A 13,957-nucleotide genomic window follows, 5' to 3' on the forward strand; every position below is an offset into this window, starting at 1 on the left:
AGCTTTAGGCTTGGGTCACCGAGCTGTTGCTTTGACCTTGTTGGTTAACGAACTCGCTAATGGCGTGATCGTTATTCACGGCTTCGAGGCGACCGACGTCGGTGTAGCCTTTCTTCCGCAGGTTATCTTCCACCCAGCTATTGCCGCGCATACCGACAAAGATCGCAATACCAATGCCGACCAAGTTTAGTAGCATGTCGATTGCGAGATAGGCATCGTAGCTGATTCCCGATTCGACCAGGATGATATCGAACACGACCATAAACGCAATCAGGCCGACAAACACCCCACCAACCACCATAGGCCTTTGATTGCCGCCCAGATGATTCCGAAGAAGAAACCGGGCCAGGAGAAGCCGACCTTAACCGCTTTATGGCCATGATGCGGATGGTGGAACATATTAAAGGTTTTCATGGTTACCCCCCATAGGTGAAAAATACAAGCTGGTCGCCAGCCCCCTTTTTCTTTACCCGTGTGCTCTGAGTGCTACAGCGCTTCTTTTTTGTTGCTGCAAGGCAGATCGGATGCGTGCGCTTAGACTAAAGCCAAAGTACCGAACGGCTATACTACCCGGACTACGCCAGGACGGATAAAGCGGGCGCAGAACCGCGTATAGTAGATATAGGTTAACTCATAATCAATCTTATAGAAGAATATTGAATCACATTTTGCTATCGGCTCGTCCCGAGCGATTGCGGGTGCTCATAGGCGATAGGTAAATGCGGCGATCCCTGACCAGCGGTGGCCGGAGTCGATGATTGGGCTATCTTGGATATTACTGTCGAGCCACTCGTGCTCGATGCGAATAAACCAGCCGGTTCGGCCTTCCGAGCGTTGAATTAAGCTGATTGCCATACTCGGGTTGAGCGACGAGCCAGGCTCATAGGCCGGCCTATCCGGTCCGATCTCGTTAGTTCTCACGCCGTAGTAATAGTTGGCAAATTCAGCCGACTGCCAATTGGCACCGACGCTGCTAAGGACGACCCAGTCTCCGATCAGCCAGGGGACGGTTACGCTAGCGCGGACTTCCTGCCCGCTATGCTGGCTAAGGAGGTCGCCGGAGACATCGAGCGAGCCGCGTAGCCAGCGCGGTCCGGCAGATATGCCGACGCCGGCTTCCAGGGTGCGGCTGCGGTCCTTGGTTCCCTCGAGTACATCGGAATCGGAGGCGCGCCGACGTTGCATGCGCCCGCGCAAGTAGCCGCGGCCTTCGACCCCGTCCGCCAGTTCGGTTCGCAGGCCGGCGGCAAGGCCGCGCCAATAGAAGGTGCCGTTGTCGTAGCCGAGGAAAGGGATCGGTGTGATGTCGGTGCTGCTGTCTGGGTAGGGGCCCGTCGAGCCAACTGCTCCAATGCCTACCGACCAACCGCTGCCGCCCCGTGTCGGAGGCTGGTCGGCTATAGCGGTACCGCAATATGCTAGCGCCAAGGTATAGGCCGCTACGAGGCAGGTGCGTGCGCTCGCCATCTCGGTCGATTCCTTTTGTTCGGTTTTGAGCCGACAGATATTATCAGCTTGAGGGCGCCCTAGTCTGCCTGTCGCCGGGGTAGCTGAAAGACTTTGCGCTCGCCGGGAAGTATCCGGTGCAGGGTGTCCTGCACACCGACGAAGACTCCCTCCGTGTGCCCGCCGACTTGTACGCTGAGTTGGTTTTTCTCGAACACGAGGTGCAGGGTTCGACCGCGGAAAGTCAGATGCATGCAGAGCCGGTCGACTTCGTGAGGCAATTGCGGTTTGAGCCAGAGTGCCTCGTCACGTACTTCAAGGCCGGTATAGCAGCGGAAGATCAGGTCGATGGTACCCGCCATAGCACCCAAATGAATGCCCTCCCGTGTCGTGCTGCCGGCGGTTCCGTTGTAGTCGGTTCGCAGCGATTCTTGGAAAAGATCCCAGGATTGGGCGCGGTGGGTGCGACTGAGCACCCAGGCGTGTACCACCCGGCTGAGACTAGAGCCGTGACTCGTGCGCGCTTGGTAATAGGCCACGTTATCCGGTATCCATTCGCTTTCGAAGACATAGCCGAGGTAGGCAAAGTTCTCCTGTAATTGCTCTGCGGAGAAAAGGTAGAAGAGCATAAGTACGTCGGCTTGCTTCGATAGCTTATAGCGGTTGGGCGTATCGCCTTCCGCTTCTAATATCCGGTCCAGACGGTGTATGTCCCCATACCGTTCCCGATACGTTTTCCACTCGAACTCGGCTAAAGATTCGTAGCCTTGAAATTGACTGATAATACGGCCGTTATGAAAATCGACGCGCAGACGACGACTGACGCTCTTCCAATGTGCCAGCTCGTTTTCCTCAAGATCGAGTTGGGCTCGCAGTGTCTTATTGACCTCTTGCGGTAACTGTTCGAGCAGGGTCAGCGCTTGTCGTAAAACCCAGGATGCCATCACGTTGGTATAGGCATTGTTATCAATGCCCCGCGGTGGGTTGTCTTCCGGGTAGCCTTCGTGAAACTCATCCGGCCCCATGACGCCCTTTATCTCGTAGCGGCCGTTTACCGGATTATACTTTGCCAAATCGGCCCAGAAGCGGGCGATTTCAAGTAGCATTTCGCTACCGTAGGCGAGCATGAACTCGTGATCGTCGGTGGTCTCATAGTAATGCCAAATGTTATAGGCGATGGCGAGGCTTACGTGTCGTTGTCGATGGCTATTGTCCGGCAACCAGCGGCCCGATTGCGGGTTTAAATGCATGTGCTGCGTTTCTTCGCGTCCGTTGCTGCCGCTTTGCCACGGATAGAGGGCGCCCTTATAGCCCACTGTACGGGCTTCTTGACGCGCTCGATCGAGTCGATACCAGCGGTACATGAGCGCCGCCAGCGTGACTTCCGGCATGCGATAGGTCAGCGTCGGCAGAATAAACAATTCGTCCCAGAACACATGCCCGCGATAGGCTTCACCATGGAGGCCGCGTGCCGGAATGCCGGCATCGACGTGTTGCAAATTAGGCGAGGCGACCGCGAGCAGGTGGTAGATATGCAGCCTAAGCAGGCGCATACACTCTGTGTTGCCGGGACAGCTGCGGAGCTTTAGTTCCAGATCGAAGCGCCGCCAGAGTTGAGTCCAGGCGCGGGCGTGGCTACGCAGTAAGCTTGCAAAGTCGCCGGCGGTGCGTACCGCCTCTTTTGCTTCCAAAGCCGGTGCGGAGATGGCGCGGTCGCGCGCGCTATAGATTGCGATCACTTTCTCCGCTCGTACCTGTTCGCCTTTGCTAAGGCGTACCCGAAAATGGGCAGCTACATAGCCCGGTTGCGATGTGTTCGTGCCGCGCGTCGCTGTCTCGCTCCCGTTATGAAAAAGCCGTGTTCTTGCCGCCTGCGCAAGGCGAATATGAGACGCTCGCGTCTCCACTTCCAATACCAAGGGCTGACCGTGTTCCGCCGTTGTCGCAAGCGGTCGCAGATGGTTACCGTTAAGCGCCCGATAACGCTCCACGCCGGCATTGACGATTCGACCGTCCAACGCGGACTGAAACTCGACGATGCCGGACCAGTTCTCGGCCGTTACCGTTATCTCCTGGGCGGCGAGATGAATAGCGCTAGCGTGCACGAGCCGTCGGCTTTCGACGCGACAAATACGGCCTGCGGCGTCCCGAAACCGTATCCGTCGGCGCAGGATGCCCTGCCGTAAGTCAAGCCGTTGTCGATAATGCAGCAGCTCGACGTGCCCAGGGTGAAACCACGGCCCCCGCTCGATCCGAAAGCGCAAGGGTAACCAGTTGGGGAGGTTGACAAGATCTTCGTTCTCGACCGTGCGTCCGGCCACTTGACTGGATAAACGGTCGTAACAGCCCGCAAGATACGTGCCTGGGTAGTGGATGTCATTCGCCTCGCTTTCTTCGCCTGCGCCGCGGGTGGCGAAGTACGCATTGCCCAGGGTGCACAAGGCTTCCCGTAGGCCTTCCTGCTCCGGTTGCCAGCCGTCGTAGTTAAGTGCCCAAGAACTCATAGGCGTGCCTCGTTTTCAAGTCGGTCCGCCAGTCTCGCTAGAAAGGCGCGTACCGCAGTAGTATCGGGCAGGGTGCTATCGGCATAGGTGCCGCGGTCGCTTCGATCTCGTACCAGAATGCTGTGGCCGATGCCTTGCAGGATGCGGAATGCGTCTTCGTCCGTAAGGTCGTCGCCGATGTAGATCGGGTAATGGCGGGCTGCGGGGTCAAGCGCTTGTAGCAACCACTCGACGGCACGGCCTTTGTTCCAGTCGATCCCCGGCAAGAATTCCAGGACTTCCTTGCCGGGGGTGGTCCGTAGCTCGCAAAACCCATTCTTCAAGGCCTTCAAAATGGTTTGCACCCGCGGCCGATCGGCGGCAGCCACGCGGCGATAATGCACCGCAATGGAGAAACGTTTGCGCTCGAACTGTACGCCCGGGGTACTACCTAGGGCTTCTTGCAGCCGGGCGTGTAATTGATTCAGCAAAGGCAGGTGCCGCTCGGCAATCGCTTGCTCGTAGCGCCGGCCATCGGCCGTCACGACTTCAAAGCCGTGGCTCCCGGCGTAAGCTAGCGTGTCGAGCCCGACAAAGTCCTGTACCACCGGTACGTCGCGTCCGCTGACGATGGCAACCGGACAGTAACGCGCTAGCCGTTCCAGTTCGGCCCGCATGGTGGGGGCTAAAGCCGCATCCTCGGGGCGTGCTACGATCGGGGTCAGTGTGCCGTCGTAATCCAGTAACAGAATCGGCGTCGTTGCTACCTTAAGACTCCGCAGCGCATCGGGTAGACGTTCTGCGGACTCGCGATGATAAACCTCCGTAATGTCGAGTTCCGCCAAATCCGGTACCGCAATATCGGCGCCCGCCCTTTCGAACGAGGCAAGTCGATCGGTGCGGCTTAAGCCCACGATCATGCCGAAACCGCCCGCTTTGCCGGCCGCGATTCCCGCTAGCGCATCTTCGACGATAGCGGTTTTGCCGGGAGCCGTCCCCAGCTCATCGCTTGCCAAGAGAAATGTATCCGGTGCCGGCTTGCCAGGCAGACCGTGCTTGGCGATTGTCTCGCCGTCGACGTGAACGTCGAAATCGTCGATCAGGCCGGTTTTCTCCAGAATAAGCCGGCCGTTGCGACTGCTGGTGGCGACTGCCGTCTTGTACCCAAGCGCTCGCAATAAACGTAAAACCCGTACGCTGGTACCGATTAAGTCCACGCCCCGATGTTCGAGTAACTCTAGGAAATAGGCCTGCTTGCGGCGGGCGATGCGGCGTACCGCATGTGTGGTTATGGGAATGCCCCGCGCGTGGAAGAACGCTCGTATGCCTTCCTCGCGCGGTTTGCCGTCGACATGACGGCGATAGTCTTCTTCGATGTCAAAGCATGCTTGTTCCGGCGTGTGCTCCGTCAACCATTCGTCGAAGCTACGCTGCCACGCATTAGCGTGCACAGAGGCCGTATCGGTGAGCACGCCGTCGAGGTCGAATATCACCGCATCAAAGTGCTGCCGAGAGAGCGCAACGGTTGCCGGTTCGGTTCTTAGCATCTTCCGAGTCGGAGCAGTTCGTGTCCTTAGAAGACAGGTGGGGATTAGTTGAATATTGTTTAAATAGTAATTTGGCGGCTTTGGTTCGTGCCGAGCCGGCCGATAAAAAATAAGGTGTGTCAAGCAAGGGGAGATCATGACAGCTGAGGAGGTGACGAGACTGAACCGCCGACCGGTCATGCTACGCTTAGCCGGTCGCGATGACGTTTCGGTACTAGCCGCTGCTATGGCGCGCGCGTTGGCACGAGACCCTTTGCTACGTTGGCTGGCGCCTGGGCAACGGCAGCGCGAACGCGTGTTGGCGGCGCATCTTAAACTAGCGGTGCCCTATGAGACCGTCTTTAGCACCGGCAACCGCGAAGGCGCCGCCGTTTGGTTTCCGCCGGGTGCTTGGCGTACCAGTCTGCTCTCTCAGTTGGCGCGCCTACCGCAAATCGTCGGCAGTGTCGGGCTGAAGCAATTGCCGTTGCGAATGCATGGGTTGCAGGTTCTAGCCGCGCGACACCCTAGATTGCCGCATTACTACCTGGGCCAATTCGCAATCGACCCGGCCGTGCAAAACCGTGGTGTAGGGACCGCGTTATTAAAGCCGATGTTGCGTGTCTGCGACGGAGAGCAGGTTGGCGCCTATCTGGAAACGGCCAATCGCGATGTGCTGCCGTTTTTTCTGCGCCACGGCTTCATGGTGACCGATACGGTGCAGCTGCCGGCCGGCGGTCCCAGCGTGTGGTTGATGTGGAGACCGCCGGCGGAGCCGTGAGTGCTTAGGCGGCGATCGCTTGGCGTCGCCGTTGCCGTAGGCGAATGCCGCCGAAGGCTAGTAATGCCGAGCCGAACAGCCAAGCGGCAGCCGGTAACGGTACTGGGGTCACATCCGTAATCGTGGCGCGAACGGTGACCAGTTTACCGGGTGTGATGCCGTTAATTTCTTCAAAGAACACCGAAAAAACGCCCAGCTCGCTTTCGATGGCTCCCGGCTGTGTATCCCATACCAGGTTGCCGTCGGTAACCCAGCCGAAGGGAATGATGCTCAGCCGTGTTTTGGTACTGCCGACCCGTTGCCCTCGGCGCTCGCGGCTGGCGACAGAAAGCTGAGGTTGGCCTCGATGTCGAATGTCGTGTTGCAGTGCCAGCACTGAATATGGAAAAATCGAACGTATAACTATCGCCGGCGCCGAGCTCGAAACGTAAACCTGCGAGATCCGCGTCGAGAAAGGCGCTGGCAGAGTTCCAGCCCGAGCCGTTTAACGACACGGAAGAGTCGCTCCCCACCTCGAAAGCGATGGTCGAGGCGTAAAGCGAGGTGCCGGCGAATAAGGCGCAGAGGCCCAATGCCAGAGAAATAAGTATTTTCTTCATTATTAATAGCCTCAATGGCGTTATTTATTGGGCTTGCCCACGCAGGGGAAGCCTAAGCTGCTGTCGCACAACAGCTTTCTACCATTAAGGCGGTGTCGGTGCGATGGTCCGAACGGCCTAGCTGACCTTTGCCCTGCTACGAACCGAGCAGAATGCAGTGACAGCGTTGGCGTCCCTTGACGGCGCGCTGGTCACGTCGCCGGCACGCCGCCAATGTGAGCTTGATGCGGTGTGGCTAACGGACGCGTACCAATCCTTCTTGGGTGGAGGAGGCGACTAAGGTTCCGTCTTGCGTAAAAAACTGGCCCCGAACCAGCACGCGGCCACCGTGCGCGTTACTGCTGTAGAGGCTGTACAACAACCAATCGTCGATACGAAACGGACGGTGTATCCATAGGGCGTGGTCGAGGCTGGCTGCCAAGACATCAGGCTGGAAGAACGATACCCCGTGCGGACGCATCGATGTGCCGAGCATCTCGAAATCGGACGCATAGGCCAGCACGGCGCGATGCAGGCGGGGATCGTCCGGCATCCGCCCGGCCGCCCGGACCCAGACGTACTTGACCGGATCGCGCGGTTTTGGGTCCAGTTTATCGAACTCGTCCGCCGGGCGAGTCTCGATCGGCCGGTCTGCTTCCAAACCGGCACGCATCCGCTCGGGTAGTTTATCGGCCAGCGCCTTTAATAATTCGACTTCCGACTTGAGCCCCTCCGGCCCCGGTACCTTCTGCGGCATGCTATCTTGATGATCGGCCCCTTCCTCCGGAACCTGGTAAGAGGCAAGCATGTCGAAGATCGGCCGATTATTTTGGATGGCTTCGATGTGGCGTGTGGTAAAGCCACGGCCGTCGCGGATGCGGCGGACTTGATAGTCGATCGGCGCCTGGGCGTCGCCGGGGCGTAGGAAATAGGCATGCAGCGAGTGGGAGATGCGCTCGTCGCTTACGGTCTGATTGGCGGCATGAAGTGCTTGCCCCAGGACTTGCCCACCGAAGACGGAGCGAAACCCAAGGTCTTGGCTGACGCCCCGAAACAGGTCGTCGTCGATTTGCTCTAGCTGAAACAGCTCCAGCAGGTTGTTCAGACCGCTCACCGGCTACTCCCCCTCTCTTTCTGCTGCGATGAATCGTATCGGGGCTACAATATGACGCTGTTGTCACCTTTAGTCCAGCCCTGATGTCGTCCTGCGCGAGCGATGCGCATATGCAGCAATGCGGTGGCCGCGCCGCCGGGTGCTTGCCGTTCTTCCAGCGCATACGGCTGAAAGCCCAGGCGGCCGTATAGCAGTAGGGCCGCTGTGTTATCGGTGAACACCGAAATGCGCACTTCGGGGAGATAATGTTCGGCAAAGGCCAATTTCAACATGTGCTTGATAAGGCGCTGGCCGAGGCCTTGGCCGCGATAGTCGCGATCAACGATCACGTTGCCGATAAAGGTATACCGCCTGGGAACGAACTTGTAGAAGTTGGCAAAGGCTACCACGCGGCCGTCGACTTCGCCGACACGTAGCTCGCGCCGTTGCTTGGCCAGCTCGGCCAGTTGCTCGACCGTTAGCGGATAGCGGCCGCGGGGATAGACACGAAAGAGTTCTTCCCTATCATGAATCAGCCGGCAAATGGCCGGGTAATCGCTTTCCGTAGCGTTTCGTATAAGCATGGCTCTCGCGCGAGCCCCGAGCGTCGGCGCACAGGGCTCGCTTATCGTTAATACTTCAGGCCCAGGGCGCGGTAAACGAAGCCCAACAGCCAAGCCGGCCCTACCAGCAGGAATTGTAAATCTTTAAAGAAGGAAGGCTTCTTACCTTCGATCTTATGACCGATGAATTGCCCTATCCAAGCACCGACGAAGATCGCGATCGACAGCCACAACAACGAGACCGACGATTGTGCGAGCGCATAGCAGATGGCAAGAAAAGCAATCGTCATAACCGCCATGGCCAGGAATATCGGTACCGATAGCCGCAGGTAAAAGAATCCGGCCAGGATCGAGAAAATCACCGCCCAGTTTAGTAACGGCGAAATAGCGGCCATTGCCGTCGGCACCGGCACGGACCATAGCAGCCCTATGACGCTGAAGGTGATCAGCGGCACGCAGATCCAGTGAATCAGTTTGTTCGTCGGGTTCTTATGGCTTTCGCCATACTCGTCGAACCATTGGTCGATTGTTTTCATGGTTCTCTCCTCCTCATGACAGCGGCCTGTGTCCCGTACCCTACGACCGTTATTCTTTTTTATCGGGAACGGCATCTTTCTTAATACCACTACTTGCGTCTTAGGAAAACACCGAACCTCCCAGGCCTTTCGGACAAGGCAGGTTCGGTGCTTCTTCGGAGCGTTACCATGTGTCGACGAACGCGCGCTTTTTGCCGTGGCGTGGCGGCGCCGGCGGCATCGAGCGCAGGCCTCGCAGCAGCCAGCGACGGGAGTCAGCCGGATCGATCACGGCGTCGATTTCGAATACCGAAGCCATGTTCGTGGCTTTGCCGTGCTCGTAGGCCTTGGCCACCATTTGCTCGAACAGCGCTTGTCGCTCCGTCGGGTCTTCGACGGCGGCGAGTTCTTTCCTATAGCCAAGCCGTACCGCACCTTCCAAACCCATGCCGCCGAATTCCCCGGTAGGCCAAGAGGCAATGAACACGTTATCGCGAAAGCTGCCGCCGGCCATGGCTTGGGCGCCGAGGCCGTAACCCTTGCGCAGGACGAGCGTGAACAGCGGTACATCGATATTGGCGGCAGTGGTAAACATGCGGGCGGCATGGCGCACCAAAGCCGTTTCCTCGGCAGCGGGCCCTACCATGATCCCCGGCGTATCGCAGAGGCTGACGATGGGAAGATCGAAGGCATCGCACAGTTGCATGAAGCGAGCGGCCTTGTCGGCGCCATCGGCTTCGATCGCGCCGGCCAGGTGGCCGGGATTGTTAGCGATCAGCCCGAACGCTCTGCCCTCGATACGAATAAAAGCGGTGATCATGCCAGGTGCGAAAGCGCGCCGCAGCTCTAACACCGAGCCCCGGTCGGCCAGCGTGTCGATCAATGCGCGAATATCGTAAGTCCGGAGGCGGTTTTCCGGAATGCTGCGGCGTAGCCAGCGTTGGTCCTCGGCCTCCCAATCCGTTTGGTCGCCTTGGAAATACGACAAGGCTTGTTTGGCGCACTGAACGGCCTCGGCTTCGTCGCGCACGACTACATCGATGACCCCGTTGGGGGCTTGCATGGCAACCGGCCCGACCTCTTCCGGCTGATAGACGCCAAGACCGCCGCCTTCGATCATTGCCGGGCCGCCCATGCCGAGCGTGGTGGGTTCGGTGGCGATTAAAATATCGCTCATGCCGGCCAGCGCCGCATTACCGGCAAAACAGCGGCCATTGACCACAGCGACGCGGGGCACCAAGCCGCTTAGGCGCGCATATTGCGCGAAGGTCGGGACATCCAGGCCGGCAACTTTGTAAGAGTCCGTTTCGCCCGGGCGCCCACCGCCGCCTTCGGCGAACAGGACGACCGGCAGCCGCCATTGCTCGGCTAACTGAAACATGCGGTCTTTCTTGCCGTGGTTGATGGCGCCCTGGGTGCCGGCGAATACCGTGTAGTCGTAGGCGATGACCAGGGTGCGCGCGCGATCTTCCGGATATTGCGCCCCATTAACACTGCCGATCCCGGTCACCAAGCCGTCGGCAGGGCTCATCTTGAGCAGATCTTGCATCGAGCGTCGGCTTCGTTGCGCGGCTAGCGTCAGCGCCCCGTACTCGATAAAACTATCCGGATCGCAGAGGTCTTCGACGTTCTCCCGCGCGGTTCGCAGCCCAAGCTTGTGGCGTTTAGCGACCGCTTCCGGGCGTCTTGAGTCGCTATTAATGGCATGCCGCTCCAAGGTATCGGCAAGGTCCGGGCGGATTGCACCCAGATCGACAGCCTGTTCGTCTTGAACCTCGTCCGTCGCGACATCCGCCTCTTCGATGAAGGCGAGCGGCACACCGCTGTTTACGCTATCGCCCGTTGCCGCTAGAACTTCTCGCAAAAAGCCGCTGACCGGTGCGGTGACGATGTGCTGCATCTTCATCGCCTCCAGCACCGCGATCTGCTGGCCCTGGCGGACGGGCAAGCCGGGTTCGGCGGTGATTTCGACAACGATACCCTGCATTGGCGCCGGCACCGCCGAACAGCCCGCCGGCACCGCAATCTCTGCCTCGGTTGGGGCTACCTGCGGTGGTGCCTCGGCGGCGAAGTGGCGCGTGCGGTGGTCGCCGCTCGGTGCTAAAGCTTGAATGTGATCGTCGATAAAGCGGGTGTGTACCGCATTGTCCGCTAGTTCCGGACGCTTAAGCAGGTTCAGCAAGAACGGAATATTGGTGGCCGGCCCTTCGATGCGGAATTCGTTAAGGGCGCGGTAAGCGCGAGTAACGGCGGCCTTAAAGTCGTCGCTTGGCGTGTGAACGATCAGCTTGGCCAGTAGCGAGTCGAAGTGGGGGCTGGTGGTATAGCCGCTGTAGCCGAAGGTGTCGAGCCGAACGCCCGGCCCCGTCGGCGGCTCGAACGCGGCTAGGGTACCGCCGGAAGGCGTGACGCCGCCTCGCTCGTCCAACGTCTCCAGGTTTATCCGGGTTTGGATGGCGTAGCCGCGAGGGGGCGGAACTTGCTCTTGAGTAAGCCCTAAATCGTCTAGTGTGGCGCCGGCCGCAAGCTTGAGTTGTATTTGCACCAGATCGAGTCCGGTCACCGCTTCGGTAACGGTGTGCTCCACTTGCAAGCGCGGATTGGCTTCGATGAAGGCATAGCCGTCGGCGTCGTCGACCAGGAACTCGAAGGTGCCTAGGTTGCGAAAACGCGCGGCCGACGCAAGTCGGAGCGAGGCATCGATCAATTGCTGGCGAACAGGCTCGCTTAGCGATGGACTGGGGGCGATTTCAACCAGCTTTTGGTGCCGCCGTTGCAGGCTGCACTCGCGCTCCCAGAGGTGGCTAACGGCACCGGTGCCATCGCCGACGATTTGTACTTCGATATGGCGTGCGTACTCGATAAGCTGTTCGGCATACAGCGCCCCGTTGCCAAAGGCGGCTTCCGCTTCGGCTTGGCAACGAGCATAGGCGCTTGCAAGCTCCTCGGCTGAGCGCACGGCGCGCATACCGCGGCCGCCGCCGCCGGCCAGCGCTTTCAGCATGATCGCGCTGCCTTGATCGAGCGAGGCGAGAAACGCTTTGGCTTCCTCAAGGCTTACCGGGCCTTCGGTCCCGGGGATGAGCGGAACGTCGTGATCCATGGCCAACTCTCGGGCCTGTGTCTTATCGCCAAAAAAGCCAGCGAACCGGGGGTGGGGCCGACGAAAATCACGTCTTGCGCTTCGCAGGCTCTGGCAAAGTCGGCGTTTTCGCTGAGGAAGCCGTAACCGGGATGAATCGCATCGCACCCCCGTTCTCGCGCAATGGCAACGATTCGCTCGCTATCCAAATAGGCGGCTGCGCCGGTTCCACCCAAAGCGACGGCGTCGTCGGCGGCCAATAGGTGGCGCGAGCGCGCGTCGTCCTCTGAATAGATCGCCACGGTTTCGATGCCCAGATCGGCGGCGGCTCGGGCGATGCGAATAGCAATTTCGCCGCGGTTAGCAATCAAGAGCCGAGAGATGCTCATGAAATGGGGCTCCTCTATCTCTTTATTTAGGAAGCGCTGAATAATCGGCTTATCCCTTCGGCTAAGCGAAGTGTTCAGCGCTTCCTTTAGTTTTTTATCGAAAACACGGCCTCTAGCAGGCTCTGCGCCTTGCCGAACTGGCAAATCTAAGCGTGAAAGCGTACTAGGAGCATAGTGCGAAACGGTGTTTCAAGGAAAGACTGAGCGTCGCTGGTTCCGAGCGGTGCTCAGCGGTTGGCTGGGTAGAGAGGCGTGCCATGAAGGGCGGGCGCTCACTGTGCGCACCCGCCCATAGCGTGTTTAGTCGGCGATCGTTGTATACGTTTGTTTTTCCGTCCGTTGCCGGCTGCGGATGAACTGTAGTGTTTCGCGGGCAATGCGCTCGCGGTCGTTATCCAACGTTGCCACGTGGAAAGAGTCCTCCAGCGTAATGAGGCGCTTATCGGCGCTGGAGACATGGTCGATGAGGTACGGTCCATTCGATGGTGGAACGACGTGATCTTCGCGCGAGCGGAAGGCCAGCACCGGACACGTGATCAAGGGCAACATTTCGCGGGCGGTGGCGATCAGCACGAACAGTTGCCGGGTGGTGGCCGAAGGTGCGCCATTGTAGGAAATCTCGTTCGCATCGGGGTTTTTGATGTCGGCACCGACGCCGGGCAAGAAGGGCGGCGCGTCGGGGGCGAAGGCGAGTGCGGCGAACTGCGGGTTGTTGATGAACAGCGGCGTGTTGATTGTTACTACCCCGTGCACAATGTCCTGCTGGGTGGCGGCCAAATGTAGGCTCAGCGTGCCGCCCATGGATAGACCGACCACAAAGATCGACGTACAGCGTTCGTTGAGTTCGGCTAAGGCGGTACGTACGCACTGGAGCCAGTCTTCCGCCGTTGTCCGGGCCATGTCTTCCGGCGCAGTCCCATGGCCGGGCAGGCGGGGTACGGAGACCGTAAAGCCTCCTTTCTCCGCTAGATATTCGCCAAGGTAGCGCACGCTCTGCGGTGAGCCGGTGTAGCCGTGGATGACTAGGCAACCGGTGTCGTTGCCTGCTGAGAAGAACGGTTCCGCACCGGGAATTACGGGATAGTCGGTCACGGTTAAATCCTCCGCCGATACGTCACATTCGCGCTACTTGTTCTTTTACTTTGGGGTGCTAGCAGGCGCTTTCTAGCAGCCTTGTGCCGGTTCTTGTACCAATACCCAAGGGGCAACCACCACGCACCACAGTTCGGTGCCGGTGTCGGACCACCTACGTGCTTCGTCGCTGGTTGTGCGTCGAATCTGGTCTTCTTGCAGCCACTGCTCGACGGTCGGTTTGTCGTCGTTAATGATTCGAGCGCCGACTTCGATCAGGTCCAGGCTACGGTCGACGGTGATCACTGCCCCGCGAGCAAAATGCCGTTCTAGCTCTTGCCAGCCGATTTTGGCAGTTTCCGCATTAAGTATGGCGCGTGTGTCTGGTTCCTGGGAAGCCATCTCACTCTCCTTAATATAAGCAGATATT

Annotated in this window: 14 protein-coding genes; 1 reads left to right on the plus strand and 13 read right to left on the minus strand. The window is 59.0% G+C overall.

The annotated features are described in order from the left end of the window. Positions 1 to 4: 4 nt before the first annotated feature. The 5 genes from CAI21_RS04450 to otsB form a co-directional block, all read right to left on the minus strand. Positions 5 to 301 (minus strand): hypothetical protein, encoded by a 297-nt coding sequence (locus CAI21_RS04450; RefSeq protein ID WP_116301195.1) that lies wholly within the window; start codon positions 299 to 301, stop codon positions 5 to 7. After that, positions 271 to 414 carry a DUF2628 domain-containing protein gene (locus CAI21_RS23075; protein ID WP_181919263.1) on the minus strand — a complete coding sequence of 48 codons (144 nt, stop codon included), beginning with the start codon at positions 412 to 414 and terminating at the stop codon, positions 271 to 273. Before CAI21_RS23075 ends, CAI21_RS04450 begins: the two co-directional genes overlap by 31 nt. A 288-nt stretch (positions 415 to 702) precedes the next feature. Next, complete coding sequence (locus tag CAI21_RS04455; RefSeq protein ID WP_116301196.1) at positions 703 to 1,467, minus strand: MipA/OmpV family protein; 765 nt, start codon at positions 1,465 to 1,467, stop codon at positions 703 to 705. A gap of 59 nt (positions 1,468 to 1,526) precedes the next feature. After that, complete coding sequence (locus tag CAI21_RS04460; RefSeq protein WP_116301197.1) at positions 1,527 to 3,950, minus strand: glycoside hydrolase family 65 protein; 2,424 nt, start codon at positions 3,948 to 3,950, stop codon at positions 1,527 to 1,529. After that, positions 3,947 to 5,476 carry a trehalose-phosphatase gene (gene otsB / locus CAI21_RS04465; RefSeq protein WP_181919264.1) on the minus strand — a complete coding sequence of 510 codons (1,530 nt, stop codon included), beginning with the start codon at positions 5,474 to 5,476 and terminating at the stop codon, positions 3,947 to 3,949. Before otsB ends, CAI21_RS04460 begins: the two co-directional genes overlap by 4 nt. Positions 5,477 to 5,612: 136 nt before the next feature. Between otsB and CAI21_RS04470 the strand changes: the two genes are divergently transcribed. Next, on the plus strand, positions 5,613 to 6,236 hold the full coding sequence (locus CAI21_RS04470; protein ID WP_116301199.1) for a GNAT family N-acetyltransferase: 624 nt from the start codon (positions 5,613 to 5,615) through the stop codon (positions 6,234 to 6,236). A gap of 4 nt (positions 6,237 to 6,240) precedes the next feature. Here the strand turns inward: CAI21_RS04470 and CAI21_RS04475 are convergent, their stop codons facing one another. The 8 genes from CAI21_RS04475 to CAI21_RS04505 form a co-directional block, all read right to left on the minus strand. Beyond that, positions 6,241 to 6,612, minus strand: coding sequence for a VPLPA-CTERM sorting domain-containing protein (locus tag CAI21_RS04475; protein WP_116301200.1), 372 nt, complete (start codon positions 6,610 to 6,612; stop codon positions 6,241 to 6,243). Positions 6,613 to 7,070: 458 nt separating this feature from the next. Further along, entirely contained in the window at positions 7,071 to 7,928 is an 858-nt protein-coding gene (gene tesB, locus CAI21_RS04480; RefSeq protein WP_220347757.1) for an acyl-CoA thioesterase II, read from the minus strand. A 44-nt stretch (positions 7,929 to 7,972) separates the two neighbouring features. After that, positions 7,973 to 8,491, minus strand: a complete 519-nt coding sequence (locus tag CAI21_RS04485; RefSeq protein WP_116301201.1) for a GNAT family N-acetyltransferase — start codon at positions 8,489 to 8,491, stop codon at positions 7,973 to 7,975. Between the two features lie 47 nt (positions 8,492 to 8,538). Continuing rightward, a complete protein-coding gene (locus CAI21_RS04490) occupies positions 8,539 to 9,006 on the minus strand; it encodes an Mpo1 family 2-hydroxy fatty acid dioxygenase (protein ID WP_116301202.1) in 468 nt (155 codons plus the stop codon). A 163-nt stretch (positions 9,007 to 9,169) separates the two neighbouring features. Further along, on the minus strand, positions 9,170 to 12,088 hold the full coding sequence (locus CAI21_RS04495) for an acetyl-CoA carboxylase family protein (RefSeq protein WP_220347758.1): 2,919 nt from the start codon (positions 12,086 to 12,088) through the stop codon (positions 9,170 to 9,172). Beyond that, the gene (locus CAI21_RS23640) at positions 12,043 to 12,456 is read right to left on the minus strand and encodes a biotin carboxylase N-terminal domain-containing protein (protein WP_220347759.1); all 414 of its coding nucleotides are present in this window, start codon (positions 12,454 to 12,456) and stop codon (positions 12,043 to 12,045) included. Before CAI21_RS23640 ends, CAI21_RS04495 begins: the two co-directional genes overlap by 46 nt. Positions 12,457 to 12,756: 300 nt before the next feature. Further along, positions 12,757 to 13,548 carry an alpha/beta hydrolase gene (locus tag CAI21_RS04500; RefSeq protein ID WP_116301203.1) on the minus strand — a complete coding sequence of 264 codons (792 nt, stop codon included), beginning with the start codon at positions 13,546 to 13,548 and terminating at the stop codon, positions 12,757 to 12,759. A gap of 72 nt (positions 13,549 to 13,620) precedes the next feature. After that, positions 13,621 to 13,929, minus strand: coding sequence for a DUF2288 domain-containing protein (locus CAI21_RS04505; RefSeq protein ID WP_116301204.1), 309 nt, complete (start codon positions 13,927 to 13,929; stop codon positions 13,621 to 13,623). Positions 13,930 to 13,957: the final 28 nt, after the last annotated feature.

The organism is Alkalilimnicola ehrlichii (assembly GCF_003399765.1).
Lineage (GTDB): Bacteria > Pseudomonadota > Gammaproteobacteria > Nitrococcales > AK92 > AK92.